At 72.6% G+C, this 24,168-nt stretch carries 22 protein-coding genes, 1 pseudogene and 1 riboswitch; of the genes and pseudogenes, 16 read left to right on the top strand and 7 right to left on the bottom strand.

From position 1 onward, the window contains the following. Positions 1–19 precede the first annotated feature (19 nt). The 4 genes from BM339_RS29295 to BM339_RS29280 all read left to right on the top strand — a co-directional run bounded on the left by BM339_RS29295 (position 20) and on the right by BM339_RS29280 (position 4,889). Positions 20–355, top strand: coding sequence for a rhodanese-like domain-containing protein (locus tag BM339_RS29295; protein ID WP_075022970.1), 336 nt, complete (start codon positions 20–22; stop codon positions 353–355). Positions 356–438: 83 nt separating this feature from the next. Next, positions 439–555: riboswitch (TPP riboswitch) on the top strand. Continuing rightward, positions 548–1,894, top strand: coding sequence for a purine-cytosine permease family protein (locus tag BM339_RS29290; protein ID WP_033330727.1), 1,347 nt, complete (start codon positions 548–550; stop codon positions 1,892–1,894). (Overlaps the previous riboswitch by 8 nt.) Positions 1,895–1,971: 77 nt before the next feature. Further along, entirely contained in the window at positions 1,972–3,972 is a 2,001-nt protein-coding gene (locus BM339_RS29285; protein ID WP_083598046.1) for a sensor histidine kinase, read from the top strand. Positions 3,973–4,340: 368 nt separating this feature from the next. Next, a complete protein-coding gene (locus tag BM339_RS29280; protein WP_021595916.1) occupies positions 4,341–4,889 on the top strand; it encodes an ATP-binding protein in 549 nt (182 codons plus the stop codon). 169 nt (positions 4,890–5,058) lie between these two features. On the opposite strand, the gene BM339_RS29275 is transcribed toward BM339_RS29280, so the two are convergent. After that, entirely contained in the window at positions 5,059–6,267 is a 1,209-nt protein-coding gene (locus tag BM339_RS29275; protein WP_075022916.1) for an arginine deiminase, read from the bottom strand. A gap of 52 nt (positions 6,268–6,319) precedes the next feature. Here BM339_RS29275 and BM339_RS29270 point away from each other — a divergent pair, with 52 nt between their 5' ends. The 5 genes from BM339_RS29270 to BM339_RS29255 all read left to right on the top strand — a co-directional run bounded on the left by BM339_RS29270 (position 6,320) and on the right by BM339_RS29255 (position 10,697). Further along, a complete protein-coding gene (locus BM339_RS29270; protein WP_075022915.1) occupies positions 6,320–7,588 on the top strand; it encodes an MFS transporter in 1,269 nt (422 codons plus the stop codon). A gap of 127 nt (positions 7,589–7,715) precedes the next feature. Continuing rightward, the gene (locus BM339_RS52710; RefSeq protein WP_081842411.1) at positions 7,716–7,904 is read left to right on the top strand and encodes a GntR family transcriptional regulator; all 189 of its coding nucleotides are present in this window, start codon (positions 7,716–7,718) and stop codon (positions 7,902–7,904) included. A gap of 67 nt (positions 7,905–7,971) precedes the next feature. Beyond that, entirely contained in the window at positions 7,972–8,133 is a 162-nt protein-coding gene (locus BM339_RS50150) for a hypothetical protein (RefSeq protein WP_021598960.1), read from the top strand. A 339-nt stretch (positions 8,134–8,472) separates the two neighbouring features. Next, on the top strand, positions 8,473–9,654 hold the full coding sequence (gene tuf / locus BM339_RS29260; RefSeq protein ID WP_075022914.1) for an elongation factor Tu: 1,182 nt from the start codon (positions 8,473–8,475) through the stop codon (positions 9,652–9,654). A gap of 161 nt (positions 9,655–9,815) precedes the next feature. After that, positions 9,816–10,697, top strand: coding sequence for an endonuclease/exonuclease/phosphatase family protein (locus BM339_RS29255; RefSeq protein ID WP_075022913.1), 882 nt, complete (start codon positions 9,816–9,818; stop codon positions 10,695–10,697). A gap of 332 nt (positions 10,698–11,029) precedes the next feature. Here the strand turns inward: BM339_RS29255 and BM339_RS29250 are convergent, their stop codons facing one another. From BM339_RS29250 to BM339_RS29240, 4 genes are all read right to left on the bottom strand, one after another. Beyond that, the gene (locus BM339_RS29250) at positions 11,030–12,313 is read right to left on the bottom strand and encodes an RNA-guided endonuclease InsQ/TnpB family protein (protein WP_075022912.1); all 1,284 of its coding nucleotides are present in this window, start codon (positions 12,311–12,313) and stop codon (positions 11,030–11,032) included. 183 nt (positions 12,314–12,496) lie between these two features. Further along, positions 12,497–14,050: a long-chain-fatty-acid--CoA ligase gene (locus BM339_RS29245; RefSeq protein ID WP_083598044.1), complete on the bottom strand. Its 1,554-nt coding sequence runs from the start codon at positions 14,048–14,050 to the stop codon at positions 12,497–12,499. 88 nt (positions 14,051–14,138) lie between these two features. Continuing rightward, on the bottom strand, positions 14,139–14,309 hold the full coding sequence (locus tag BM339_RS50145; protein ID WP_021598954.1) for a hypothetical protein: 171 nt from the start codon (positions 14,307–14,309) through the stop codon (positions 14,139–14,141). Between the two features lie 51 nt (positions 14,310–14,360). After that, positions 14,361–14,951: a hypothetical protein gene (locus BM339_RS29240; protein WP_021598953.1), complete on the bottom strand. Its 591-nt coding sequence runs from the start codon at positions 14,949–14,951 to the stop codon at positions 14,361–14,363. A 123-nt stretch (positions 14,952–15,074) separates the two neighbouring features. Here BM339_RS29240 and BM339_RS29235 point away from each other — a divergent pair, with 123 nt between their 5' ends. Further along, positions 15,075–15,797, top strand: a complete 723-nt coding sequence (locus tag BM339_RS29235) for a response regulator (protein WP_021598952.1) — start codon at positions 15,075–15,077, stop codon at positions 15,795–15,797. After that, on the top strand, positions 15,794–16,909 hold the full coding sequence (locus BM339_RS29230; protein ID WP_024934709.1) for a sensor histidine kinase: 1,116 nt from the start codon (positions 15,794–15,796) through the stop codon (positions 16,907–16,909). The genes BM339_RS29235 and BM339_RS29230 overlap by 4 nt, the downstream gene beginning before the upstream one ends. Positions 16,910–16,936: 27 nt before the next feature. Here BM339_RS29230 and BM339_RS29225 read toward each other — a convergent pair whose 3' ends face one another. Further along, positions 16,937–17,290: a hypothetical protein gene (locus tag BM339_RS29225; protein ID WP_021596906.1), complete on the bottom strand. Its 354-nt coding sequence runs from the start codon at positions 17,288–17,290 to the stop codon at positions 16,937–16,939. Between the two features lie 201 nt (positions 17,291–17,491). Here BM339_RS29225 and BM339_RS29220 point away from each other — a divergent pair, with 201 nt between their 5' ends. The 3 genes and pseudogenes from BM339_RS29220 to mptB all read left to right on the top strand — a co-directional run. Continuing rightward, on the top strand, positions 17,492–17,827 hold the full coding sequence (locus BM339_RS29220; protein WP_024934710.1) for an STAS domain-containing protein: 336 nt from the start codon (positions 17,492–17,494) through the stop codon (positions 17,825–17,827). Positions 17,828–17,947: 120 nt separating this feature from the next. Then, positions 17,948–18,679 (top strand): glycosyltransferase family 2 protein, encoded by a 732-nt coding sequence (locus tag BM339_RS29215; protein WP_021596904.1) that lies wholly within the window; start codon positions 17,948–17,950, stop codon positions 18,677–18,679. After that, positions 18,676–19,620: pseudogene (gene mptB, locus BM339_RS52525) on the top strand (polyprenol phosphomannose-dependent alpha 1,6 mannosyltransferase MptB); the annotation flags it as partial. The gene BM339_RS29215 and the pseudogene mptB, both read left to right, overlap by 4 nt. Positions 19,621–20,047: 427 nt before the next feature. Here the strand turns inward: mptB and BM339_RS51780 are convergent. After that, entirely contained in the window at positions 20,048–22,276 is a 2,229-nt protein-coding gene (locus BM339_RS51780; protein WP_033330728.1) for a hypothetical protein, read from the bottom strand. 54 nt (positions 22,277–22,330) lie between these two features. Here BM339_RS51780 and BM339_RS29205 point away from each other — a divergent pair, with 54 nt between their 5' ends. Next, on the top strand, positions 22,331–23,662 hold the full coding sequence (locus BM339_RS29205; RefSeq protein ID WP_244938817.1) for a glycosyltransferase 87 family protein: 1,332 nt from the start codon (positions 22,331–22,333) through the stop codon (positions 23,660–23,662). Then, complete coding sequence (locus BM339_RS29200) at positions 23,662–24,120, top strand: DUF4446 family protein (RefSeq protein WP_024934714.1); 459 nt, start codon at positions 23,662–23,664, stop codon at positions 24,118–24,120. The genes BM339_RS29205 and BM339_RS29200 overlap by 1 nt, the downstream gene beginning before the upstream one ends. Positions 24,121–24,168 lie beyond the last annotated feature (48 nt).

The following is a 24,168-nucleotide window of genomic DNA, read 5'->3' as shown; positions in this document are numbered from 1 at the left end:
GCGGTTCCATGGGGGTGTGATGAATTTCGGGGAAGACGTGCCGGCCGTGGTCGCCGCCGACGTCCCGCAGGACGGTTACCTCGTGGACGTGCGTGAACAGGACGAATGGGACGCTGGTCACGCGCCCGAGGCGGTCCACATCCCCATGGGGCAGCTCGGCGATCGCGCCGGGGAGATCCCGCGCGACCGGGAGGTCTACGTGATCTGCCGCTCCGGCGCGCGGTCCGCGCAGGTCACGGTCGCGCTGAATCAGGCGGGCTGGCTGGCCAGGAACGTCGACGGGGGCATGAAGGGCTGGGCCGAGGCGGGCCGCCCGATGGAGGGCTCCGGGAACGGCCAGCCGTACGTCGCCTGATCCGCGGCGCCCGAGCCGGGTCGCGCGATTAAAGCCCTATGCACTCTTTTGGGCGGTTGTTGGGGGTTGTACGATCGGGGCCGACCGAAACCCGCGGGAGCTCGGGCCACAGCCGGGCTGAGAGGGCGGCCTTCCAGGCGTCGCCGACCGCATGAACCTGTCCGGGTAATGCCGGCGTAGGGAGTGTGTGCCGTGACGTCCGACGTCGAGAAGCGCTCCGATGGCGCGCGTCCGCAGAACGAGGTCCCCTACACCCTCGACGAACCCGCACCGAAGGTCCTCGGATTCTGGGACCAGAGTGCCTTCTGGGCCAACCTCGGCGTCAGCCTCCTGGCCTTCTCCGGCGCCTACACCGTCCTCGCGCCGGACGCCGGCGGCCGTCCCACCATCTCGATCATGGCGGGCATCGTCGCGATGGCCGCCGGCACGATCCTCGGCGGGCTGATGCTCGGCCTCGCCGCCGTCCCGGGCACCCGCACCGGCCAGCCCGCGATGGTGCTGCTGCGCGGCCTGTTCGGCGCGAAGCTGTCGTACGCGCCGACCGTCCTCAACATCGCCCAGCTGGTCGGCTGGGGGACGTTCGAGCTGATCGTCATCGCGGACGCGGCCCGCGAGCTGTGGGACGGGGTGCCCCGCTGGGGCTACGTCGTCGCCGCCGGCGCGATCACGACGGTGCTGACGGTGTGGCCGCTCGGCTCGGTGCGGCTGCTGCGCCGGTACGTGACGGTCGCCGTGGCGGTCGCGCTCGTCTACTTCTACGTCCAGCTCCTCCGCGAGCCGATCCCCGACCTGACGCAGGGGTCGTGGGGCGGCTTCTGGATCGGCGCGGACGCCGCGCTGGCGGTGTCGATCTCCTGGGTGCCGGTCGCCGCCGACTACACCCGGCACGCCAAGACCGAGCGCGGGGCGTTCGGCGCCGCGGCCGTCGGCTACTCCGTCACGCAGATCGTCGCCTATGTCCTGGGCCTGCTCGCGCTGGCCCTGGTCGCGGGCGACTCCAGCAAGGTGTTCGACCCGTTCCTGGGCGCCACGCTCGGGGTGGTGTTCTTCGCGGTGTTCGTGCTGCGCGAGGCGGACCAGTCGTTCGCCGACACCTACTCCACGGCCGTGTCGATCCAGAACCTGTTCCCGCGCGCGGACCGCCGGGTGCTGAGCGTCGGGCTCGGCGCCGGGATCACCGTCCTCGCGCTCGCCCTGGACATCGGCGACTACGCGGGCTTCCTGTCGCTGATCGGGTCGGTGTTCGTGCCGATGCTCGGCGTCCTCGCCGCCGACTTCTTCCTCGGCCGCCGGGCGCGGGGCGGCTGGGACGTCTCGCGCACGGCGCCGTCCCGCTGGGGCATGATCGCCGCTTGGGCGGCCGGGTTCGTCGTCTACCAGCTCATCAACCCCGGCACGGTCGAGCGCTGGGCCGGCCTCTGGCGGGACGTCCAGGAGGCGCTGCACTTCACGCCGCAGAGCTGGATGAGCGCTTCCCTGCTGTCGTTCCTGGTCGCCGGGCTCGCGGCCCTTCTCATCGGCAGGCTTACCAAACGGTAAGGTTTGCGTGTGTGGAGGGGCGCCGAAGAAACTTTCGGCGCAAGTTGCCCGGCGTCGGGCCGGAGTCCGGTGGCACGATGACAGACGTGTACGAGCACGTCCACGATCCCATCGCGCGCGCGGTCATCGAGAGCGCCGCCGACGCGATCGTAGCCGTGGACCGGCGGCACCGCGTCACGGTGTGGAACCCGGCCGCCGAGCGCATGTTCGGCTGGAGCGCCGCGGACATGGTCGGGCGCGTCCCGCCGATCGTCCCGGACGAGCTGAAGGCCGAGCACAACGCCGTCCAGGAACGGCTCCTCACCCGCCGGGCCGGCGACGGCGGGCAGATCTCGATCGCGACCCGCCGGTTCCACCGCGACGGGCGCCTCATCGACGTGCGCATCGACACCAGCCTGCTGAAAGACCCGGACGGGACGCTGCTCGGCTGGGTCGGGGTGTACCACCCGGTCGAGGACGACGAGATCGTCCAGCACCGCATGACCGAGCGGGCGCGGCTGGTCCGGCGGCTCAACGACATCGTCGCCGACCTCAACGCCGAGCTCGACCTCGGCATCGTGCTCGACCGGATCACCGCCGCGCTGATCGAGCTGACCGGGGCCGACGCGGGCGGGTTCGTCCGGATCGAGGGCGACCGGCTGCGGCTGGTCAGCATGTCCGGGCTGCCGGAGCGGATGCGCGGGCGGTCCGCCGAGCTGCGGCCGAGCCTCGTCGGGGAGCTGCTGCGGTCGGGCAAGACCGTCAAGCTGGCGACGGGCGAGCGGCGCCTCGGCGACCTGATCTGGTCGGAGCTGCCCGGCCTGCACACGATCGCGCTCGGGCTCTCCTACCTGCAGAACCGGCCCTACGGCGCGCTGTACGCGCTGTTCTCCGGGCGCAAGGTCGGGCACACCGAGCTGGAGCTGCTGGAACTGCTCGCCGGGCACGCCGGGGTCGCGGTCGGCAACGCCGTCGCCTACGCGGAGGTCGTCCGGCAGCGGGCGCACGAGCGCGCGGTGATCGACTCCAGCGCGGACGGCATCGCCGTGCTCGACCACGACCTCGTCGTCCGGCACTGGAACCCCGCCGCGCACACCCTGACCGGCATCCCGCCGGAGGAGGCGATCGGGCGCCCGCTGCCGTTCGACATGCCGGCCCTCGGCGAGATGCTGACGTTCCGGCTGGAGTCGGGCACCTGGCTGAACGTGCTGGCCGCCGAGATCGAGGAGACCGGCGAGCTGGTCGTCGACTTCCGTGACGTGTCCGAGGCCAAGGCGCTGGAGGAGGCGAAGGACCTGTTCCTCGCCACCACCAGCCACGAGCTGCGCACCCCGATCACGGTCGTGCAGGGGTTCGCGTCCACGCTGGTCAACCGGTGGGACGAGATGGCCGACGGCGACCGCCGCGCCGCCGTCGCCACCATCGCCGAGCGCGCCCAGTCCCTCGGGCGCCTGGTCGAGCATCTCCTGCTCGGCTCCCGCGCGGGCGCCGACGAGCTGGCCGTGACGATCGAGGCGTTCGACCTGACCCGGGTGCTGGAGGGCGTGGTGGCCGGGTTCCGGTCCCTGTCGCCGCTGCACCGGGTCGAGCTGGACGTCGAGCCGGGCCTGCCGCCCTGCCGGGGGGACGCGATGGCGACCGACATCGTCCTCGGGCAGCTGCTGGAGAACGCGTTCAAGTACTCCCCGGACGGCGGGACGGTCAGCGTCCGCGCCCGCCGCGAGGGCTCCCGCATCGTCGTCACCGTGACCGACGAGGGGATCGGCATCCCGGACGGCGACCACGAGCGGATCTTCGAGCGGTTCGTCCAGGGGGACGCGGGGGACCGCCGCCGGTTCGGCGGGATCGGGCTCGGGCTGTACATCGTCCGGCGGCTGACGGAGGCGCAGGGCGGCACGATCTCCGCCCATCCGGCCGGACGTGAGGCATCTCACACTGAATCCGGGCACGGCGCGATCAACGGGACGGGCGGCGCCGAGCCGCCCGAATTGGACCGCGCCACCCGGCTGCTCCCGGTCACGGAGCGGCGTGGACCCGCAGGTGGCGCGCGTGCGGGCGAGGGCACGTGCATGCGCCTCGTCCTGCGCGCCGCGGGGTGAGCGGCGGTTACTTACCGTAAGGACACTCCGTCCCGGGCGGCCCGGTGAGACCGGCGTGACCAGGGCTTTCGGCGGTCTCGGCGGATGGCAGGCTGGCCTGGTGCGGGAAAGTGCGGTGTCTTCGGGGTGTGACGGACGAAACGTGTGCGTGAGGAGTAAGTCCGCCGTTGGCTGGATAGATCCATGGATGGTTGCCGTTGGTGACGAAGGTCCGATCCGGGGGTGATCACCGTGACCGGATGGCCGGTGACTCGTTGTGCAGGTGGTGAGCCGAGGCGCCCGGGTTTCCGGACAGGGCCAACAGGGCATTTCGGTCGTATCGGGAGAGCGACGACGGGCCGCGTCCGAGTGAACGGAACCACGGGGAGGTGAGGGCATCGAGCGTCGTACTGCTGCCGCACGCGCCGTCCAGCGTCGCGGTCGCCCGTAAGCGCCTCAGCTCGGAGCTGGCCGACTCGGGGGTCTACGAGTCCATCGTCGACGACGCCAGCGTCATCGTCAGCGAGCTGATCAGCAATGCCCTCCGGCACGCCCGCCCGCTGCCGTCCGGCCAGGTCAGGGTCTGCTGGCTGCGCCGCGGTGACCTGCTCGAACTGGAGGTCAGCGACGGCGGCGCGATGACCGAGCCGCGCCGGGGTCCGGGCACCCTGTCCTCGCTCGGCGGGCGCGGTCTCGGCATTGTCGAGGCCCTGTCCGAAGGGTGGGGGGTGCGTCACGAGGACGGCTCCACCACGGTCTGGGCCGTGCTGCGGGCCCCGAGGTCGCCGGACGCGCACGGTGTGTCCGCCGCCCCCGCGGGCAGCCACTCCGCCATGCCCGATCTCTCCGCTTTCCCGGATCTCCTGGACGACCCGAACGACGACCTCGGCACCGATTCGAGGAATGAAGTAGCTCCAAGTAGGGCATATCCGGCATAGAGCGACCCTGCCTGGAAGGAACCCCGCCCGACCTTGTATGGTCCTCACCAACGCTCGCGGCGCTGTCGTGCCCCCGTCGACACCGCCCCGGCGTTGAGTGGTTCTTTCCGGTGTGCGATGCCCTGCGGCTCGCACACCGGGAAGAACGCAAAGCCCCCTTCGCCCCCGGTCAGGCCGGTGTGTCGCGGAGGATCGGGCACGACATGCAGCGCGGACCGCCCCTCCCGGTACCCAGCTCGCTGCCGCTGATCCTGATGACCTCGATACCGGACGCCTCCAGTTGGGCGTTCGTCTCGATGTTGCGTTCGTAGGCGACGCACAGGCGGGGAGCGACGGCGAGGGTGTTGTTGCCGTCGTCCCATTGCTCGCGCTCGGCGGTCACGGGGTCCAGGCCCGTGTCGATGACCTTCAGGCGGTCCAGGCCCATCGCCTCCGCCGCGGCGTCCAGGAAGGGACGCGGCTCGGTCACGCGCAGGTCGCCGTCCATCAGGGTGACCGTGTGGGCCGTCAGGGAGTGCGCCACCGGCGGGTACATGACGACCGTGTCCACGTCGACCATCGTGCAGACGGTGTCGAGGTGCATGGTGGCGCGCTCCTGCGCGATCGGCACCGCCAGGACGGTGTGGGCGAGACCGGCGCCGATCACCTGGCGGGCCAGCCGCTCCACGCCCGCCGGCGTCGTGCGCTCCCCGGTGCCCACGGCGATCACCCCCGGACAGAGGAGCAGGACGTCCCCGCCCTCCAGATGTTCGAGGGACGGCGTGTACACCGGCTCCACCCCCGCGAACCGCGGATGGTGCGCGTAGACGAGGCCGGTCAGGGCCGACTCGCGCCGGCGGGCCTCCATCGCGAGGCTCGTCACCGCCACGCGGTCGCCGATCCAGGTGCTGTTGTCGCGCGTGAACAGCAGGCCCGGCAGCGGGTCGATGATGAAGTCCTGCGTGTCCATCAGCCGGTAGACCAGGCCGTGCCCGGCCTTCAGCTCCTCGTGCGCGAGCCCGGCGATCAGCGTGTGCGCGAGGTCCTCCGGGTCGAGGCCGCGCAGGTGGTCCGCGACGACGCGGCGGAGCTGGTCGCCGAGGCGCAGGTCGACGACGGCGTCCGCGATCGCCTGCTCCCGGGCGGCCCCGTACTCCAGCGCGTCCTGCAGCAGCTCCGTCACGTACAGGACCTCGACGCCGCGCGACCGCAGCGCCTCGGCGAACGCGTCGTGCTCCTCCTGCGCGCGGCCCGCCCACGGGATCGCGTCGAACAGCAGCTTGTCGCTGTTGCGCGGAGTGAGCCGCTTCAGCTCCGCGCCCGGACGATGCAGCAGGACGGTCCGCAACCGTCCGACCTCGCTGGTGACCCGGTGCTCGTGCGTCTTCGCTGCCGTCACCTTCCGAAGTCTAGGCGGCGAGCGCCCGCACCCGCTGTGCCACCATGCCTAGGTGATCGGCAGATCCGCGGCCCTGCCGCTCCACCTCACGTCGGCCACGATGCTGCGCGTGTCCGCGGAGGGCGTCGCGACCGCGCTGGTCCTGACCGTCGAGGCGCGGACCGGGAACGCCGCCACCGCCGGCTACCTGCAGACCGCGATGACGCTGCCGTACGTCCTCAGCGGCCCGGTCATCGGCGACGCGCTGGACCGGGTGGGGCGGCCCCGCCGCGCCGCCGTCGCCCTCGCCGCCTGCTACGCCGTCGCGACCGCCGCCTTGCTGCTGACGGCGGGCCGGTCGCCGCTCGCCCTGGCGCTGCTGATCGCCGCCGTGATCGGCTGCACCGAGCCGATCGTCGTCGCGCTCACCAGCCTGCTGCCCCGGTTCGTCCCGGCCGGACGGCTCTCGCGCGCCTACGGCCTGGAGGCGTCCAGCTACAACCTCGCCGGGATCGCGGGTCCGGGGCTGGCCGCCGGGGTGGCCGCGCTGGCCGGAGGCGAGTACGCCGGCACCGCGGTCGTGGCCGTCGGCCTCCTCGGCCTCCTGACCCTCCCGCTGCTCCCGTTCCCGGGCCCCTCCGCGGGCGCGGCCGGCGCCCTCCCGGCCGAGGCCACCGCCGCCACGGGCGCCGCGGCCGTCGGCGCCAAGGCCGGGCCGCGCGCGGCGGGGACGCTCTCGGTGATCACGGGCGGGCTGGTGGTGCTGGCCGGGGGCCGGGTGCTGCGGGCGCTGACGGTGGCGACGACGCTCGCGTGGATGGGCTTCGGCGGGGTCGCGGTCACGGCGGTGCTGCTGGCCGAGCACATCGGCGGCCCGCCCAGCGCGGGCGGCCGGCTGCTGGTGGCGATGGCGGTCGGCTCGCTGATCGGGTCGCTCGCGTCCAGCCGCTGGCTCACCCCGAAGCACGCCGAACCGGTCATGATCGCCGGGCTCGTCGCGTTCGGCGCGTCCCTGGCCGCCCTCGCCGTGACGCCGTCCCTGCCCTGGGCGACCGCGGCGTTCGTCGCGGCGGGCGTCTCCGAGGGACCGGTGTTCGCGGCCACGCTCATGCTCCGCCAGCGCGAGTCCCCGCCCGACCGGCTCGGCCAGGTCAACACGACGGGCGGCAGCCTCAAGATCGGCGCGTCCGCCCTCGGCGCCGCCCTCACCGCCGCGTTCGCCGACGCGGTCGGCCCCATCGGCCTGGTGCTCGGCATAGCCGCCTTCCAGTTCGCAGGCGCCCTCGCCGGCCTGCTCCTCCTCCGCGTCCCCGCAGGCGAGAAGCCCGCCGAGGACCCGTAAAGCCGACGGACCCACGAGCGCCCGGCCGGACAGGAGGAGGTGACACGCCCACAACCGAGAGGCCACCCCATGCCGCCCCCAACCGCTCCTCGCCCGGCCACGCGAAGAGCCCCGCCGCCTCGCAAGCCTGACGGGGCTCGCGCATCGCGGTGGGCGAGGCCGGGCGGCGCTTGCCCGGTGTCCGCGCATCGCCCAGACCTACGGCGTAGCGCACGCCACTGCGGCGCGTGCCGTCCAGGAACTCACGGCGCGCGGTGCAGTGGTCGCGGTACCCGGACGCGGGACGTTCGTGGCGGACGCGGACGAAGGCAAGTAGCCCCGCACTACGGGCCCCAGACACACGAGAGGGCCCAGGCCGTAGCGCGGTCGGCCCGTGCTCGGCGTTGGCTCCGATCGACCGGCTCTACCTCGGCGCTCTGCTCGACCTTCTCGCGGGCCAGGGCGAGGGCGACCGGCTGTGGGAGGCGGCGTCCGACCTGATCGACCGCTTCCTGGGCACCCGCACCGTCATCGCCGGCACGGCCACCCGCCGGGCCCGCCGTTGACCACGACCCAGTCCAGCGCCCTGCTGCGCACCGCGATCGTCGACCGGGCGCTCCGGCACGGCCCGGAGGCGACCCCGTCCAGCTGCTGACCGGACGGAAAATCGGTCGACTTCCACCGGGGGCGACCGTAATGTCCGAGGCATGTTCCTCGCAGCCGGCACCCGGACGCTCGCAGGCCACGGCCTGCTGAGCGCGGTGCCGGCTGCCCTCTCGGCGGCGGCAGCGAACGCGGCCTTCGACGGCCTGCGAAGCTGACCCCTCTCCGTCCCACCCTCCGGAGAACCAGCGGAGGGGGGTGGTCCAGCGGTTCTCACCGGATCCACCAGTGAGGACAAGACCATGGCCAAGCAGCTGTACGAGCGCGACAAGCCCCACCTCAACATCGGCACGATGGGGCACGTCGACCACGGCAAGACGACGCTGACCGCCGCGATCACGAAGGTGCTCGCGGAGCGCGGGCTGGCGTCCGCGGTGCCGTTCGAGCGGATCGACCGCGCCCCGGAGGAGCGCGACCGAGGCATCACGATCAACGTCGCGCACGTCCAGTACGCGACCGCGACCCGGCACTACGCGCACGTCGACATGCCCGGCCATGCCGACTACGTGAAGAACATGATCTCCGGTGCCGCGCAGGTGGACGGGGCCGTCCTCGTGGTGTCCGCGCAGGACGGGGCGATGCCGCAGACGCGGGAGCACATCGTCCTCGCGCGGCAGGTCGGCGTCGGGCACGTCGTGGTGGCGCTGAACAAGGCCGACATGGTCGAGGACACCGAACTCCTCGACCTCGTCGAGCTGGAGGTGCGGGACCTGCTCTCGGAGTACGGGTTCCCCGGCGACGAGATCCCGATCGTCCGCGTGTCCGGGCTCCGGGCGCTGGAGGGCGACCCGTACTGGACGGCCCGCATCGTCGACCTGCTCGACGCGATCGACGCCTACGTGCCCGTTCCGGCGCGGGTGCTCGACCGGCCCTTCCTGATGCCGGTCGAGAGCGTCCTGACGATCACCGGGCGCGGCACCGTCGTGACCGGGGTCGTCGCGCAGGGCTCGATCCGGCTCGGGGAGGCCGTCGAGGTCGTCGGGCTCGGCGAGACCTTCGGCACCGTCGCGACCGGGCTGGAGACGTTCGGCCGCACGATGGACCACGCGGAGGCCGGCGACAACACCGCCATGCTGCTGCGCGGCGTCAAGCGGGACCAGGTCCGGCGCGGCCAGGTGATCAGCGCGCCGGGCGCGATCCGGCCGCACCTGCGGTTCCGGGCGCGGGTCCGGGTGCTGACCGCCGCCGAGGGCGGGCGGTCCAGGCCGTTCTTCCACGGGTACCGGCCGCAGTTCCACTTCCGCACCACGGACGTGGTCGGCGGCATCGACCTCGGCGACGGCGGCATGGCGCTGCCCGGCGACTCCGTCGAGATGGCGGTCGAGCTGGGCAAGCCGGTCGCGATGACCGAGGGGCTCGGCTTCGCCATCCGCGAGGGCGGCCGGACGGTCGGCGCCGGCACGGTCACGGCGCTGCTCGACTAGCGAGGAGGGCCCGGCGGGATCACCCGCCGGGCCCTTCCGCCGGTCCCGGGTAAATTCTTCCGGCCGCGGTGACCGAGCGGTCGCGAACGGCTGGCGGAAGCGATCTTGATGTGGTGGGATTCCGGCATCACCCCCGCAGATCCCCCATTTCTGGAGAACGTGTGCGATCTCCCCGCGCCCTGATTCCCCTGCTCTCGGTCTGTGCGGCCGCCGCGGTCGTGACCGCCGCCGCCACCGGCGCCAGCATCGAGGGCCTTCCGGGCGGCGGTGGAGGTCCCGCCCACGCCGACGGGGCCGCCCCCCGCCCCGCCGCCGTGACGATCACCGCGATGAGCTGGAACGTCTGCGGCGGGCCCGGCTGCCCGTCCGGCGCCGCGCCCGCCGGGGCCGCGAAGGACATCGTCCAGCGGATGCGGGCGACCGAGGTCGGCGGACGGAAGGTCAGGACGAACGCCGTCCTCCTCCAGGAGGTCTGCGAAGGGCAGCTCCGCACCGTCAAGAAGGCCGTGTCCGGCTGGAGCTGGGCGTTCGCCCCGTCGCCCGGCGGCGGGACGTGCGCGGACGGGCAGGGCGACGTGGGCCTCGCCATCGGCACCGACGCGGAGCTCACCGAGCACGGGCAGACCAAGCTCCCCGCGCCCGCCGGCCACTCCCGCATCGCGCTCTGCGGCGAGGTCCCGTCCTGGAAGACCCGCGTCTGCGTCACCCAGCTCGGCACGTCCGAGGACGCCCAGTGGCGCCGCAAGGAGGCCGGAACCCTGGCCACGCTCGCGGGCAAGGGCCGCGTCCTGATCGGCGGCGACTTCGCCGACGCCCCCGACAGCCCCGCCCTCGACCCCCTGTACGCCGCCTACGCCGAATGCGACCAGACCGGCTCTTCCCGGACGGGCGCCAAGACCCGGCAGAACTGGCAGGGCACCGCGGTCGAGAAGACCGACTACCTCTTCATCGGCAAGTCGGCCTCGGTCTCCTGCACCGTCCCCACCGCCGACACCAAGTCCTCCGACCACCGCCCCCTCTCAGCAGTAATCCGCTACCCCTGACGCACCCACCAGAAATTGGGCAGGCGGGGGCGCACTGACCCCAGCCATCGCCTCAGCCGTGAACGACCCCAAGTGTCGCGATCGCGTCCGAAGGCAGATTCGAGCGAAGCGAGAATCTGATCGCGCAGCGAGCCGCAAGGCGAGCCGGAGCGATGCCGGCGATCGCACGTTTGTGGGGGTCGCGGCGCCCCCGGGCGCCGCGACCCCACAAAAACGAAACTAAACAGCCCGGTCCCGGCCCTGCCAGTAGGGGGCGCGGAGGTCGCGCTTGAGGATCTTGCCGGTGGGGTTGCGGGGGATCTCGGTGCGGCGCTCGACCGAGGTGGGGCACGTCACCTTCTCGGCCGTGAACGACCGAGCTTGGAGGCTCGGTGATCACGCCTCGTCGCGCTCCCCGTCGCCGCTGGGTGTGATGCCGGGGGCGCATCACCCCGGTCCCGGCCGGAGGGCTCGGGATCGGGGTCGGGCATGGTGACAAATGCCCACGCCGTGCGCGCCCGCTGGCGGACGTTCACGGCGGCGATGTCGTCGGCCGGGCCAGCGAGCCCGCACGCGACGCACAGGAATCGGCCCCGGGTGGGGCGGTTCTTGCGGGAGACGTGCCCGCACCACGGGTTAGGGCACATCTGCGAGGTGTAGTGCGCGTCCACCTGCAGGTACGGCACTCCGGCCCGGCGGGCCTTGTACTCCAGGAAGGTGCCGAGCTGGTGGAACGGCCAGGACGACAGCGTGGCCCGCTGGTGCCGCTTGAGCCGGACCCGGTCGCGGATGCCGTCGAGTTGCTCGACGGCGATGCCGCGTCCGGTGCGTTGGGCATCGGCCACGATACTTTTGCTGATCTTGTGGTTCTCGCCGGTGGCGTGCCGGGCCTCCCGCTGTCTGCGTTTGGCCAGCCGCCGCGCGGCCGACCTGGATCCGGCCGCCTTCTTCTTCTGGAGTTCGGCCCGCCGGCGCGCCTGGGCCCGCCGGTACCGCTTCAGCGCCTGCCCCTGATGGTTGTTCCCATCACTAGTGGTGGCCAGGTTCTCGATGCCCCGGTCCACGCCGATCCAATCGGCCGGTTCGTACTGCTCGGTCTCTTTGATCTCGCAGGTGGCATAAAGGAACCATGTGCCGTCCCGGTGGACCAGATCCGATTCGCCCTTGCGGTGCTCGGCCAGGGTCTTCAGGTGGGACGGCTTGCCAGTGAAGCAGATGCCCTTCAACCGGCCCGCCGCGGTCCAGATCGATACCGTCCGGGCGTCGTACTGCCAACTGAGACAGCGATCGTCGAATGGGTGGGCGGCGTCCGGGCGGAACCCGATCGGCTTGGAGGTGGCCCTGCGCCGCCGCCTGGAGCGTTCCGGGCCGAGTAACCCGGCGTCGATCAGGGCGTGCAGCGTGGTGTAGGCGTCGGCGGTTTTCCGGATCACATGCAAGGCCGGCTGCGCCGACAAGCCCGACGCCTTCAGTTCGGCGTAGACGAGCTTTTGCAGCCCGGCGCGGGAGAAGACCTTCTGCTGGTACGCCTGGGCCGATACCCGATTCGCGGCCGCGTTGCAGATGTGCAGGGTCGCTGCCAGCGCAGTCGCCTGCACGGGCGACGGCAGCAACTTCACCTGTACGACCAACTTCACAATCCGTGACTATAGCATTACCCTGCATGAGGGCATCCGAACCTGGCGTGGCGGGAGCCCAGCCCCGATGCGCGGATGACGCGCCGGAATCGAGGTTCGCAATGGCGTCCCCGCCGCAGGCGCCGAGGCGTCGGACCACCACGTCCTGTCAGTGGTGGTCCGGTCCCGTGACGTAGGCGTTGGCTAGTGGACGCTGCGGTTCTGGTCCTTCCAGTAGGGCTCGCGGAGCTGGCGCTTAAGGATCTTGCCGGTGGGGTTGCGCGGGATAGTGTCGCGGCGTTCGACAGACGCCGGGCACTTGAAGTGGGCCAGCCGCTCGCGGCAGTAGTCGATGATCTCCTGGTCGGAGAGGTCGCCGGACACCACGACGATCGCCTTCGGGGTCTCGCCCCACTTGTCGTCGGGGACGCCGATGACGGCGCAGTCGGTGATGTCGGGGTGGCCCATCAGGACGTTCTCGACCTCGGCGGGGTAGATGTTCTCCCCACCGGAGATGATCATGTCCTTGACGCGGTCGTGGATGTAGAGGTAGCCGTCCTCGTCGAGGTAGCCGGCGTCGCCCGTCCGGAACCAGTTGTCCTCGGAGAGGGCGGTCGCGGTGGCGTCCGGCATGCCCCAGTAGCCCTTCATGTTCTGCGGCGTCCGGCAGAGGATCTCGCCGACCTGCCCCGGGGGCAGCTCCTCCTGCGTGGCCGGGTCGACGATCTTGAGGGTGGTGGTGGCGTTGGGGAGGCCGGCGCTGCGCAGCCGGTGCGCGTCCGGGCCGCCCGGGTCGTGGTCCTCGGGCGGCAGCATCGTGATCGCCCCGGTGACCTCCGTCAGCCCGTACACCTGCATGAACCGGGTCCCCGGCAGCATCGCCATGGAGCCGCGCAGGACGTCCTCGCTGATCGGGGACGCGCCGTACAGCATGAGCTTCAGGCTGGACAGGTCGCAGGCGGCCACCTCCGGGATCAGCTGCATGAACTGCAGCAGCACCGGAACCAGGAAGATGTGCGTCACGCCGTGCCGCTCGATGCCCTGCGCGATCAGGGTCGGGTCGGGTTCGCGGGCGATGACGCCCGTGAGGCCGTTGTAGACGGTGGAGACGGTGAGCACGTTGCCGGCCACGTGGTACATCGGCATCGCGACCATGAGCACGGACGACTCGTCGATGTCCCACACGTCGGTGGTCACCGCGAGCGCCGCCAGGAAGTTGTCGTGCGTGAGCATGACGCCCTTGGGCAGGCCCGTGGTGCCGGACGAGTAGAGCTGGACGAACACGTCCGCGGTGTCGGGCTCGTGCTCGGGCACGGTCTCGGGGGCCGTGTCGATCCAGGCGGCGTAGTCCTTGTGGGCGTCGGATCCGCCGATGACGACGGTGTGGGCGGTGTGCTCCAGCTTGCCGGCGATCGCGTCCAGGACTGGGACGAACTCGGGCCCGACGATGAAGACCTTCGCCTGCGCGTTGTTGACGATGTAGGCGACCTCGTCGGGCGCGAGCCGGTAGTTCACCGGGACCTGCACGGCGCCGATCCGGGCGGCGCCGAAGAGCTGCTCGGCGTATTCCAGGGAGTTCTTGTCCAGAATGGCGACCCGGTCGCCGGTGCCGACACCCGCGGCGGCCAGCGCGGCGGCGACCCGGTCGACGCGCCGGTCGAAGTCGCCGTAGGTGATCTCGGTGTCGCCCGCGATGTAGGCGACGCGATCGGGATGGGCGAGCGCGCGTTCGCGCAGCACTCCGTCAAGACCTGGCACGGTGGGCCCCTTTGCTGGATGACCGCCTGGTTGTTCCGGCATCATGCGGTGACCGGCGACACCGCGGCAAGGGGATCGGGCCGCTTACCTAGTGGCTTTTGGACATCTTGGACACGGCGGTCACGGCGAGTACCACCACGACGGCGATGAGTCCGATGAAGAAGAAGAACTTCAGCATCGAGAGGATCGCGCCGACGACGGTGAAAAGCAGCCAGACCGCGAGAATGACGCCCACGATGGTCAGAATCGTCTTACCCATGACTCCACCGTAAGCGTTCCTCGCGCGGCGGTCATCACCCTCGGGAACGACCTAGGCCCCACCGTGCGGCGGAGTCCATCCCGGAGGCGCACCAGGGGCGGAACCCTGACCCGGCCCCGGCTGGTACGGCGGCGCTGGAGGCTGTCCCGGGAAGGGCCGATGACCGGGGCCCGGCTGCGGGAAGGGCGCGCGGGCGGGCCCGGTGCCGCCGGCGACCATCGCGACCCGCAGCCCGGCGACGGCACCGGCCACCAGCGGCGCCAGCAGGTCCCACGCGTGGAAGCGCGGTTTCAGCACCGCGGTGATGTAGCCGCCGCTGAAGGAGGCGTTGTGGGTCGCCCCATAGAGAAAGACGCCGAGCCGGGTGCCGACGTAGAGCGCGACGAGCGCGGAGACGGCCGCGACGATCGGGGCGGCCGGGCCGCGGGGGCGGGTGAGGACGAGCCCGGCGGCCGTGAGGACCCCGACGACGACGCAGTGCAGCGCGTAGTAGGCGGTAGACGTTCGGAACTCCGCCAGGAACGGAGACTGGTAGATGCCGGCGAACGTCAGGATCACGCCGATGCCCGTGGCGACCGCGCCGCCCACGAGGACAAGGGCGATGGTTCCGGCGACGGGGGTCGCGGGACGCGTCTGAGACATCGGGCCATTAAACCGGTGATCGGGTGCTCACGCAGGTCAGCAGGTCAGAGCGGCCCACGGGGCATTCCTTACAGGGTGGTGACGGAATGGGCGGGGCGGGGGGCGGCGCCTTAGCGTGAAGGGGTGAACTCCGTGTCCCATGCCGGCCGCGTCCTGGTGGTCGACGACGACCCGACGGTGGCCGAGGTCGTCGCCCGGTACCTGGCCCGCGACGGGCACGAGGTCGTCTGCGTCGCCGACGGCCGGACCGCCCTGCGCAAGGCCGTCGACCAGCAGCCGGACCTCGTCGTCCTCGACCTGATGCTGCCGGGGATGGACGGCCTGGAGGTGTGCCGGCGGCTCCGCGAGACCTCGACCGTCCCGATCGTGATGCTCACCGCCCTCGGCACGGAGACCGACCGGCTCGTCGGGCTGGAGACCGGCGCCGACGACTACGTGACCAAGCCGTTCAGCCCGCGCGAGCTGGCGCTGCGGGTCCGGTCGGTGCTGCGCCGGGCGCGCGGGGCGCTCGTCCCGACCGGCCCGTCCGGGCCGCTGCACGACGGCGACCTCCTCGTGGACGTCAGCGCCCACGAGGCGCTGCTGCGCGGCGACCGGCTCGCGCTCACGTCCCGCGAGTTCGACCTGCTGGCGTTCCTGATGCGCCACCCGCGGCAGGCGTTCACCCGCGACGAGCTGCTCGAACGCGTGTGGGACTGGACGTTCGGCGACTCGTCCACGGTCACCGTCCACGTCCGCCGGCTCCGCGAGAAGATCGAGGACGACCCGACCACGCCGCGCCGCATCGTCACCGTCTGGGGCGTCGGCTACCGGTACGAGCCCGCGGAGCCCGGAGGCGACCGATGATCCCGTTCGAGGACCTCCTCTGGGTGATCTTCTACGCGGCGGTGGCCGCCCTCGTCGTCGCGGGGCTGGCGCTCGGCGTGCTGTACGCGCTGCGCGGACACTCGGTCGCCACGCAGCTGATCGTGGTCGGCGCCGCGACCGTGCTGGCGACCATCTCCGGCATCCTCGTGATCTCCTTCATGATGCTGCTGAACGATCACGACCGGTCGGTGGTGCTCGCCGTCGTGACGTCCGCCGGGCTGGTCGCGATGGCGGTGTCGGTGCTGCTCGGACGCCGCCTGGTCGCCGCGAACCGCGTGCTGGTCGAGGCCGTCCGCGCCGGCCGGTTCCGGCGGCCGGCCGCCCACCTCCCGGCCGAGCTGGCCGAGCTGTCCCGCGAGCTGGAGGCCGCCTACGACCGGCTGGCCGCCGCGCACGAACGCGAGCAGGCCCTCGAAGCGAGCCGCCGCGAGCTGGTCGCGTGGGTGAGCCACGACTTGCGCACCCCGCTGGCCGGGCTGCGCGCGATGGCCGAGGCCCTGGAGGACGAGGTCGTCGCCGACCAGCGGACCATCAACCGCTACCACGGCCGCATCCGCGTCGAGGTGGAGCGGCTGACCGAGATGGTGGACGACCTGTTCGAGCTGTCCCGCATCCACGCGGGGGCGCTGCGCCTGTCCCGCCGCCGCGTCGGCCTCGCCGACCTGGTCGCCGAGGCGGTCGCCGGCGCCGAGGCGCTGGCCCGCGCGAAGGGCGTCCGGCTGCACGGCGACGTCCGCGCGGGCCTGCCCGTCCAGGTCGACGCGGGCGAGCTGGGCCGCGCCCTGCGCAACCTCGTCGTCAACGCGATCCGGCACACCCCGAGCGACGGCGCGGTCGAGATCCTCGGCGAGGTCCGCGGCGGCGAGGCCCGGGTGACGGTGGCCGACGCCTGCGGCGGCATCCCGGAGGACGACCTGCCGCGCGTGTTCGACGTCGCCTTCCGCGGCGAGGCGGCCCGCACTCCCGGCGGCGGCGCCGGCCTCGGCCTCGCCATCGCCCGCGGCATCGTCGAGGCCCACGCGGGCGAGATCGGCGTCGCCAACGAGGGCCCCGGCTGCCGCTTCGAAGTCCGCCTCCCCCTGACCGTCTGAGGAACGGCGGAGCGAGGCGGCGCCGGATCAGTGGTCGAGGGCTTCGGAGATGGCTCGGTAGGTGGGGCAGGGCCAGCGGGACATGCAGGCGCGGCAGCGGCGGATGGGGCGGTCGGGGTCGCTGGTGATGCCGCCGGCCTCCTGCGGGCGGTGCAGGTCGATGAGGCGCAGGCCGAGGTCGGCGAACGCGATGACCTCCTCGCGGGCCCCGGAGAGGAAGGCGAGGTCCTCGCGCGACAGGCGCGTGCGGACCGGGACGAAGCCGTTCTTGTTCACCAGGCGCGAGAGGACCTGCGTGGACGTCCGCCACGTGCTGGACTTCGCCGAGCGCGCCCGGATCGTCTCCAGGCGTTCGCGGAGTTGGACATGCCGCTGTTGCACCCGCTCAGCCTCTCCTACTCCGGACGTCCGCGCGAGGCGAACCCGCGAGTTCGGCCGAACCGGGGATCACGGCATCACGGTGGGTAGTTCTCAAAGCGTACGGGGCTGGCAAGGCGGCGACACGCCCCGGAATCGCCCACGGGGCAGGGGACTTGGCGAACCGTCTGGCCCCGTGGCCGTGAGCGAGATAGTGTGCCGGACGTGGAGCTAAACGTTTCGACCGCATCTCAGGGAGGTCACGCCGTCGTCACGGCGACCGGTGAACTCGACCTGTACACCGCGCCCAAACTGCAGGCGGCCCTCGCGGCCCTGCTGCGCGAGGAGATCGACCGCATCGTGGTCGACATGAGCGGCGTCGAGTTCTGCGACTCGACCGGCATGAACGTGCTGCTCGCCGCCATGAAGCGGCTCAAGGAGCAGGGCGGCTCGCTGGAGCTCGCCGCGCCGCGCCCGGCCGTGAAGCGCATCCTGCAGGTCACCGGGCTCGACACCGTCTTCACCGTGACCGACGCCGCGCCCGTCCTGGACGCCGGCTGACCCGCGGCCGCCCCGGCGGGTGAACGCCGGGGTTCGCCGCGCGATCCCGCGGGGAAACGGCCCGGATCGTTCCGGGTGCCGTGCGGCATCGCGCGCCCGTCCCCGACTACGATCGCGGATATGCAGGACGTAGCGGTATGCATCCCGGCCAAGGACGAAGCCGACCGCATCGCGGCCACGGTCAAGGCCGCCCAGGAACTGCCCGGAGCCGACCTCGTCGTGGTGATCGACGACGGCTCGTCCGACGGCACCGGGCGGGTGGCGCGCGAGGCTGGCGCCCGGGTCGTGCGGCACAGCCGCAACCGCGGCAAGGGCGCCGCGATGGAGACCGGCGCCGAGGCCGTCCGGCTCCTGGACGAGGGCCGCGACCAGCCCCGCCACCTGCTGTTCCTGGACGCCGACCTCGCCGAGACCGCCGGCGGGGCGGCGCCGCTCGTCGAACCCGTCCGGGCCGGTGAGGCCGACATGACGATCGCGGTGTTCACCACGACGGTGAAGCTCGGCGGGCACGGGTTCGTCGTCCGGCTGTCCCGCGACGGGATCCGCCGCGCCACCGGCTGGGAGGCCACCGCCCCGCTGAACGGGCAGCGCTGCCTGACCCGGGCCGCGTTCGACGCCGCGCTCCCGCTCGCCGCCGGCTTCGGCGTGGAGACCGCGCTGACCGTCGACCTGCTGCGCAAGGGCTTCAGGGTGGCGGAGGTGGAGGTCCCGCTCGCGCACCGCGCCACCGGCACCGACTGGCGCTCCCAGCTGCACCGCGCCCGGCAGTTCCGGGACGTGGCCAGAGCGCTCGCCGTGCGCGAACCGGCGGTGGCCAGGAGGCTGGACCGCCTGCGCGGCAGCCGCCGGTGACCCGTCTCGGAACGGGCGGGCTGTGCGGGCTCGGAACCGGCGTCGCGTGCTTCGCCGTCACCGCCCTGCTCGGCCCGTCGGTGTTCCAGCCCGAGCTCGAGGGCCCCCGCCGCGAGCCGCCGTACGCGCTGGACGTCCACCCGTCCCCGTACCTGGTGATCGGCCTCGTCGTCGCGGGCATCGTGGCGAGCACGGTGGGGCTCGGCCTGTGCTTCGCCGCCGTCCGCCGGGGCTGGCGCGTGCGGCCGCTGCCGCTGGTGCTGGCCGGGATCGCGGCGGCGGTCGCGTTCATGGTCATGCCGCCGGTCGGGTCCACCGACCATCTGAACTACGCCTCGTACGGGCGGATGGCGGCGACCGGCCACGACCCCTACCGGACGAGCGCCGACGACCTGCCGAAGGACCCGGTCGCCGGGGCGCCCGAGGAGTGGCGGACGACGCCGTCGGTGTACGGGCCCATCGCCACGGGCGGGCAGGCGTTCGCCGCGTGGCTCGGCAGCGGCTCGGTGCGGCTGACCGTGTTCGTCCTGTCGGTGCTGAACACGGTCGCGTTCGCGGCGACCTCGCTGATCCTCTACCGGACGTCCAGGAGCGAGGAGCGGCGGCTCCGCACGGCGCTGCTGTGGACGTGCAACCCGCTCGTGCTGTTCCACCTGATCGCGGGCGCGCACAACGACGTCCTCGCCATCGCGCCGATGGTGGCCGCGCTCGCCGTCGCCGGCGGCCGGACGAGCTGGGCGCGCGGTCTCGCGGCCGGCGCGCTGGCCGGCATCGGCACGGCGATCAAGCTGCCCGCCGCGCTCGTCGCGGGCGGCCCCGCCTGGGCGCTGCTCCGCGAGACCTGGACCGAGCGCCGGTGGCGCCCGATCGGGGCGCTGGTCGCGCTCGTGGCGGGCGGCGTGGCCGTCACGGCGCTGTCGTACGTGCTCGCCGGACCGCACGCCCTCGACCAGGTCCGCGAGGCGAGCAACATGGTGTCGTTCGCGACGCCCTGGCATTTGGTGGACGAGTCGCTCGGCCGCGGCTCGCAGCGCGACGTCATCAAGCTAGGCGCGATGCTCCTCGGCCTGGCGCTGTTCCTGCTGCTGTTCCGCGCCCTGCCGAAGGACGACCTGTCGCCGGACGCGGGGGCGACGGCGCAGGACGCCGAGAACCGCCGCGTCGCCGTCGCGATCGTCCTCGCGTGGCTCCTCGCCGCCCCCTACGCGCTGCCCTGGTACGACGGGTTCGGCTGGGCGCTGCTGGCGCTGCTGCCGTGGACGCGGATCGACTGGATCCTGCTCGCGCACACCGCCGCGCTCAGCCTCGCCTACCTGCCCGCCCGCGCGCCCGCCCGGATCCGGCTGCCGGACGACCTGGAGTGGCTGTTCACCGTCGTTCGGCCGACCGTCGTTCCGTGGACGCTGCTGGCGATCCTGACGGCCCTGGTGGCGGCGTGTCTGCGTTCCTCAGGTCGATCTCCAGCGACCGGAGCCCGGCCGCGAGCATCAGCGGGGTCGCCAGGCTGAACGACACCGACAGGATCACCACGCCGGAGTCGTTCACCAGCGTGCCGATGACCCCGACGGTGAGCGCGCAGATCAGCGCCGGGCGCATCGTCAGGCTGTGCTCGTAGGCGCCCTGCAGCAGCGACACCCGCCACCGCGTCGGCCGCGCCAGGACGAAGAACAGGAACACCACCGCGGCGGCGAGCGCCAGCGTGTACGGCCAGTACCCGAGGCTGTTCAGCATCGCGTCGAACTTGCGGGTGACGACGCCCCAGGCGTCCCCGTCCATGAGGTCCTGCCAGAACCGGCCGAGGTGCGTCGGGTTGTCGCTGCGCGCGTTCAGGTAGGAGATGAACAGCACCAGGACCGCGCCGGCCACGAAGAAGACGCCGAGCCGGGGCGCCGAGACGCGCTTGCCGGCGACCATCAGGCCGAGCATCGCGAACGCGGGGACCATGGCCAGCACGCCGCCGAAGTCGCTGCCGAACGCCGGGAGCCCGTCCACCGCGACGGCGAACGCGCCGATCACGGCGACGATCCCGACCGCGACGGCCTTGCGCTCCTTGCGCAGCGGGTACTCCGTCAGCCACGCCGCCGTCAGGATCGAGGCGACGGCGAACAGCGAGAACGCCTGGTTGCCGAAGCCGTAGAACCGTCCGGCGACGAGGGCGGTGTAGCCCATCAGCGTGTTGAGCTGGAGGGACGAGCCCGTCATCACGTCCAGCGCGAGGACCAGCGCCGTCACCCCGGTGATCACCAGCCCGGGGACGACCGCGGAACGGCGCCACGGGCCCGCGAGCGCCACGCCGGTCAGCAGCCCGGCGAAGCCGAGGACGGTGCAGATCAGCACGGGCGTCGGCGCCTCGGCCCGCCACCACGGCAGCAGCCCGGCGAGGAACGACGCGCCCGGCGCCGCCCCGCCCAGCAGCGCTATCACCCGGGTACCGCCCAGTATCCGCGCCCGCGAGCGGCGGTCGCCGCCGAGGCGGCGCAGCGCGATCACCGCGACCCCGTACAGGACGAGCTGCGTCGCGAACAGCACCCAGTAGAACGACGTCTGGACGGTCCGGATCGCCTGCGCCGCGACGTCCTCGTCCATGAGCGCGTCGACCCGCTCGTGCGTGGACGCCTCCGACGGCTGCGACCGCCACGCCGACCCGACGGCCTGCTTCGGCTGCTTCACCCCGAGCAGCTTCAGCGTCGTCGCGGTGAGGTCGGTCAGCGTGACCAGGCCGTCCTGGCGGGTGGCGCCAGAGGTCATGTAGCCGGGCTCGAAGCCGGGCCCCGTGGCGATCGCGACGCGCAGGTGCGGGTCCACGCCGATGTCGGACAGGCCCGCGACGAGGACGTTCGTGCCTTCGGGGAGCCCGGTCACGACCTGGGCGACGCGGCGGTCCGCGGCGGCCGCCGCGGCGGCGCGCTTGCGGTCCGACAGCGGGACCTGGTCGCCCTTGGGGTCGACGCCGGCGTTGATGTAGGCGCGGAACAGGTCGTCGACGTCGACGGCGGCGAGCGGGCACCGCGCCCAGTCGGCCGCGGTGACCTTGCCCGGGGACTCGACGTAGCGGTCCACGCGCCCGCCGCCGTTGCCGGCGCCGAACACCGCGCCGGGCCCGACCGCCGTCGTGCAGCCGCCCGCCTCGTGCACCTCGTCGCCGAGCAGCCCGATCTGGGCGTGGTAGTTCGTGCCCGCGTTGTCGCTCTTGATCGCCGGCCAGCCGGCGGCGATGGCGCCGCCCGGCGGCGGGGCGCCGGTGGGGGAGTCCTGGCCCGGCAGGATCGGCGCGGACGGCAGCGCGCAGTCGCCGTGCGGCAGCCGGGACCGCTGCCCGGCCGACAGCGTCAGCCAGCCGTCCGTCGGGCACGTGTTCACCCGCGTCGTGCGGACGCTGAGGCCCGCACCCGCCCCCTGCGCCGTCAGGCCCCACAGCGCCGGGGTGTTCTCCCGGGTGACGTCGCTCCACATCAGCCCCGGCACCCCGATGATCACCACGCGCCCGGTGGGCGCGGAGCCGGCCTCCGCGTGGGCCGCGGCAGGCCAGATCGCGCCGGTCAGGACGGTGACGAGGGTCGCGAGGAACATTGCGATCTTCGTTCCCCGGGGTGTCATGGCGTTCAGGTTACAAGAGCCCCACCATCGGGTAGGGGTCATATCCTGCGTGCTGTGGACGGTCTCATGGCGCGCGATGCCGGCGAAACCCGCGGCGAGGCCGCCCCCGCCGCCCCCCGGCGGGGCCCGCTCGATCTGATCATTGTCCTGGCCGGCGTCGTGGTGGCCGTGGCCGCCGTCACGCCGATCGTGGTGCGCTGGCTCGGCAATCCGCCCGACCAGCGGCTCGTCGACCTGGAGGTCTACCGGGAGGGCGGCCGGGCGGTCCTGCGCGGCGCGCCGCTGTACGACTTCCTGACGCAGCCCCCGCAGCTGCTGCCGTTCACCTACCCGCCGATCGCAGCCGTCCTCGCCGTCCCGTTCACCCTGCTGCCCTGGCGTGCCGCGCAGTGGGCGTGGACGGGGCTGATCTACGTGGCCCTCGCGATCGTCGTCTGGTACGCCTTCCGCGACCTCATCCGCCGGACGGGACGCTGGGCGCCGCTCACCGCCGGCGTGCTCTTCGCGGCGATGGCGTGGCTCGACCCCGTCCGCGACCAGGTCCGGTTCGGGCAGGTCGGGCTGTTCCTGCTCGCCATGTGCCTGGCCGACTGCTGCGCCCGCACGGCCCGCTGGCCGCGCGGGGCGCTGGTCGGGCTGGCGCTGGCGATCAAGCTGGTGCCGGGCGTCTTCCTCGTCTACTTCCTGATCACCGGCCGGCGGGAGGCGCTGGCCAACGCGGTGCTCACGGCGGCCGCGGCCACGCTCGCCGGGTTCGCACTGCTGCCGTCCGACTCGTCCGGCTTCTGGTTCGGCGCGCTGTTGCAGGGCGGTGACCGGACGGGCGCGGTCGACGGCACCACCAACCAGGCGATCCACGGGATCGTCGCCCGGATCCTGGACGAGGGGCCGGCCCGGACGTTCGTGTGGCTGTCGTTCGCCCTGGTCGTCGCCTGCTTCGGGTTCGCGTGGGCCCGCCGCGCGACCCTCGCCGCCGATGCCGCGACCGGGACGGACTCCGCCAGCCTGCTGCTCGCCGGGGTCGCGATCGTCGGGCTGCTGTCCGTTGTCCTGTCCCCTGTGGGGTGGATTCACCACCTTGTCTGGATGATCGCGGTGGTCGGCGCTCTGGCCGGTGATGGGCGGGACACGCGAAGATGTCTGTTCGCGTGCGGGCTCTGGCTCCTCTTCCTGTTCCCGATCCCTTGGTGGGCGCGCGCGCTGATCGGCCCGGACCACTCCATGGTCTCGGTCTTCGCGGGCTCGGTCCTGCGCGACACGTTCGGCATCGCCGCGCTCGTGTCCATCCTGGCGCTCGGCACCTGGCTCGTGAAACGGCTCGATCCGGTCACCAAGCCCGAGGATCCTTCGCAACAGCAGGTCGGGATGGGTACGCTCAGCTCGTGATGCTTGTCGCGGTGGCCGTCGCGGGCCTGGTCGCCGGGGTCGCGGGGCTGTCCATCGCAGTTGTCGCGCACAACCGGGTCAACCAGGTCGTCGACGAGTGCGGGGAAATGCTGAGGCGCCAGCTCCAGGTGGCGAGCGGGTCGGTCGACGAGCGCGCGCTGCGCGATCTCGCCATCGTCCACTACGACGCCCTCAAGGAGATGTCGGGACACCGCTCGTTCTCGCTCGCCCTGATCAACGCGGTCGGGGACGGGGTCATCGTCAGCTCCATCAACGGGCGGACCGAGACGCGCACCTACGCCAAGGCCGTCCAGGCGGGGCACGCCGTCGAGACCCTCTCCCCCGAGGAGAACCAGGTCCTGCGCGCGGCCCGGCTCGGAAAGGGCCCGGTCGTCTCGATGGACGACCCGCTGCCCGACTTCGGCAACGGCGACCGCACCCCCACGGCCCGCGCCTGACCCGCGGCCGAGTACTGGGCTTTACGGACCGGGAAGTAAACTCGGCCA

This window comes from Actinomadura madurae (genome assembly GCF_900115095.1).
GTDB classification, from domain to species: Bacteria; Actinomycetota; Actinomycetes; order Streptosporangiales; family Streptosporangiaceae; genus Spirillospora; species Spirillospora madurae.
The sequence above is the reverse complement of the archived record's forward strand: the minus strand, read 5'-3'. Positions and strand labels throughout refer to the sequence as shown.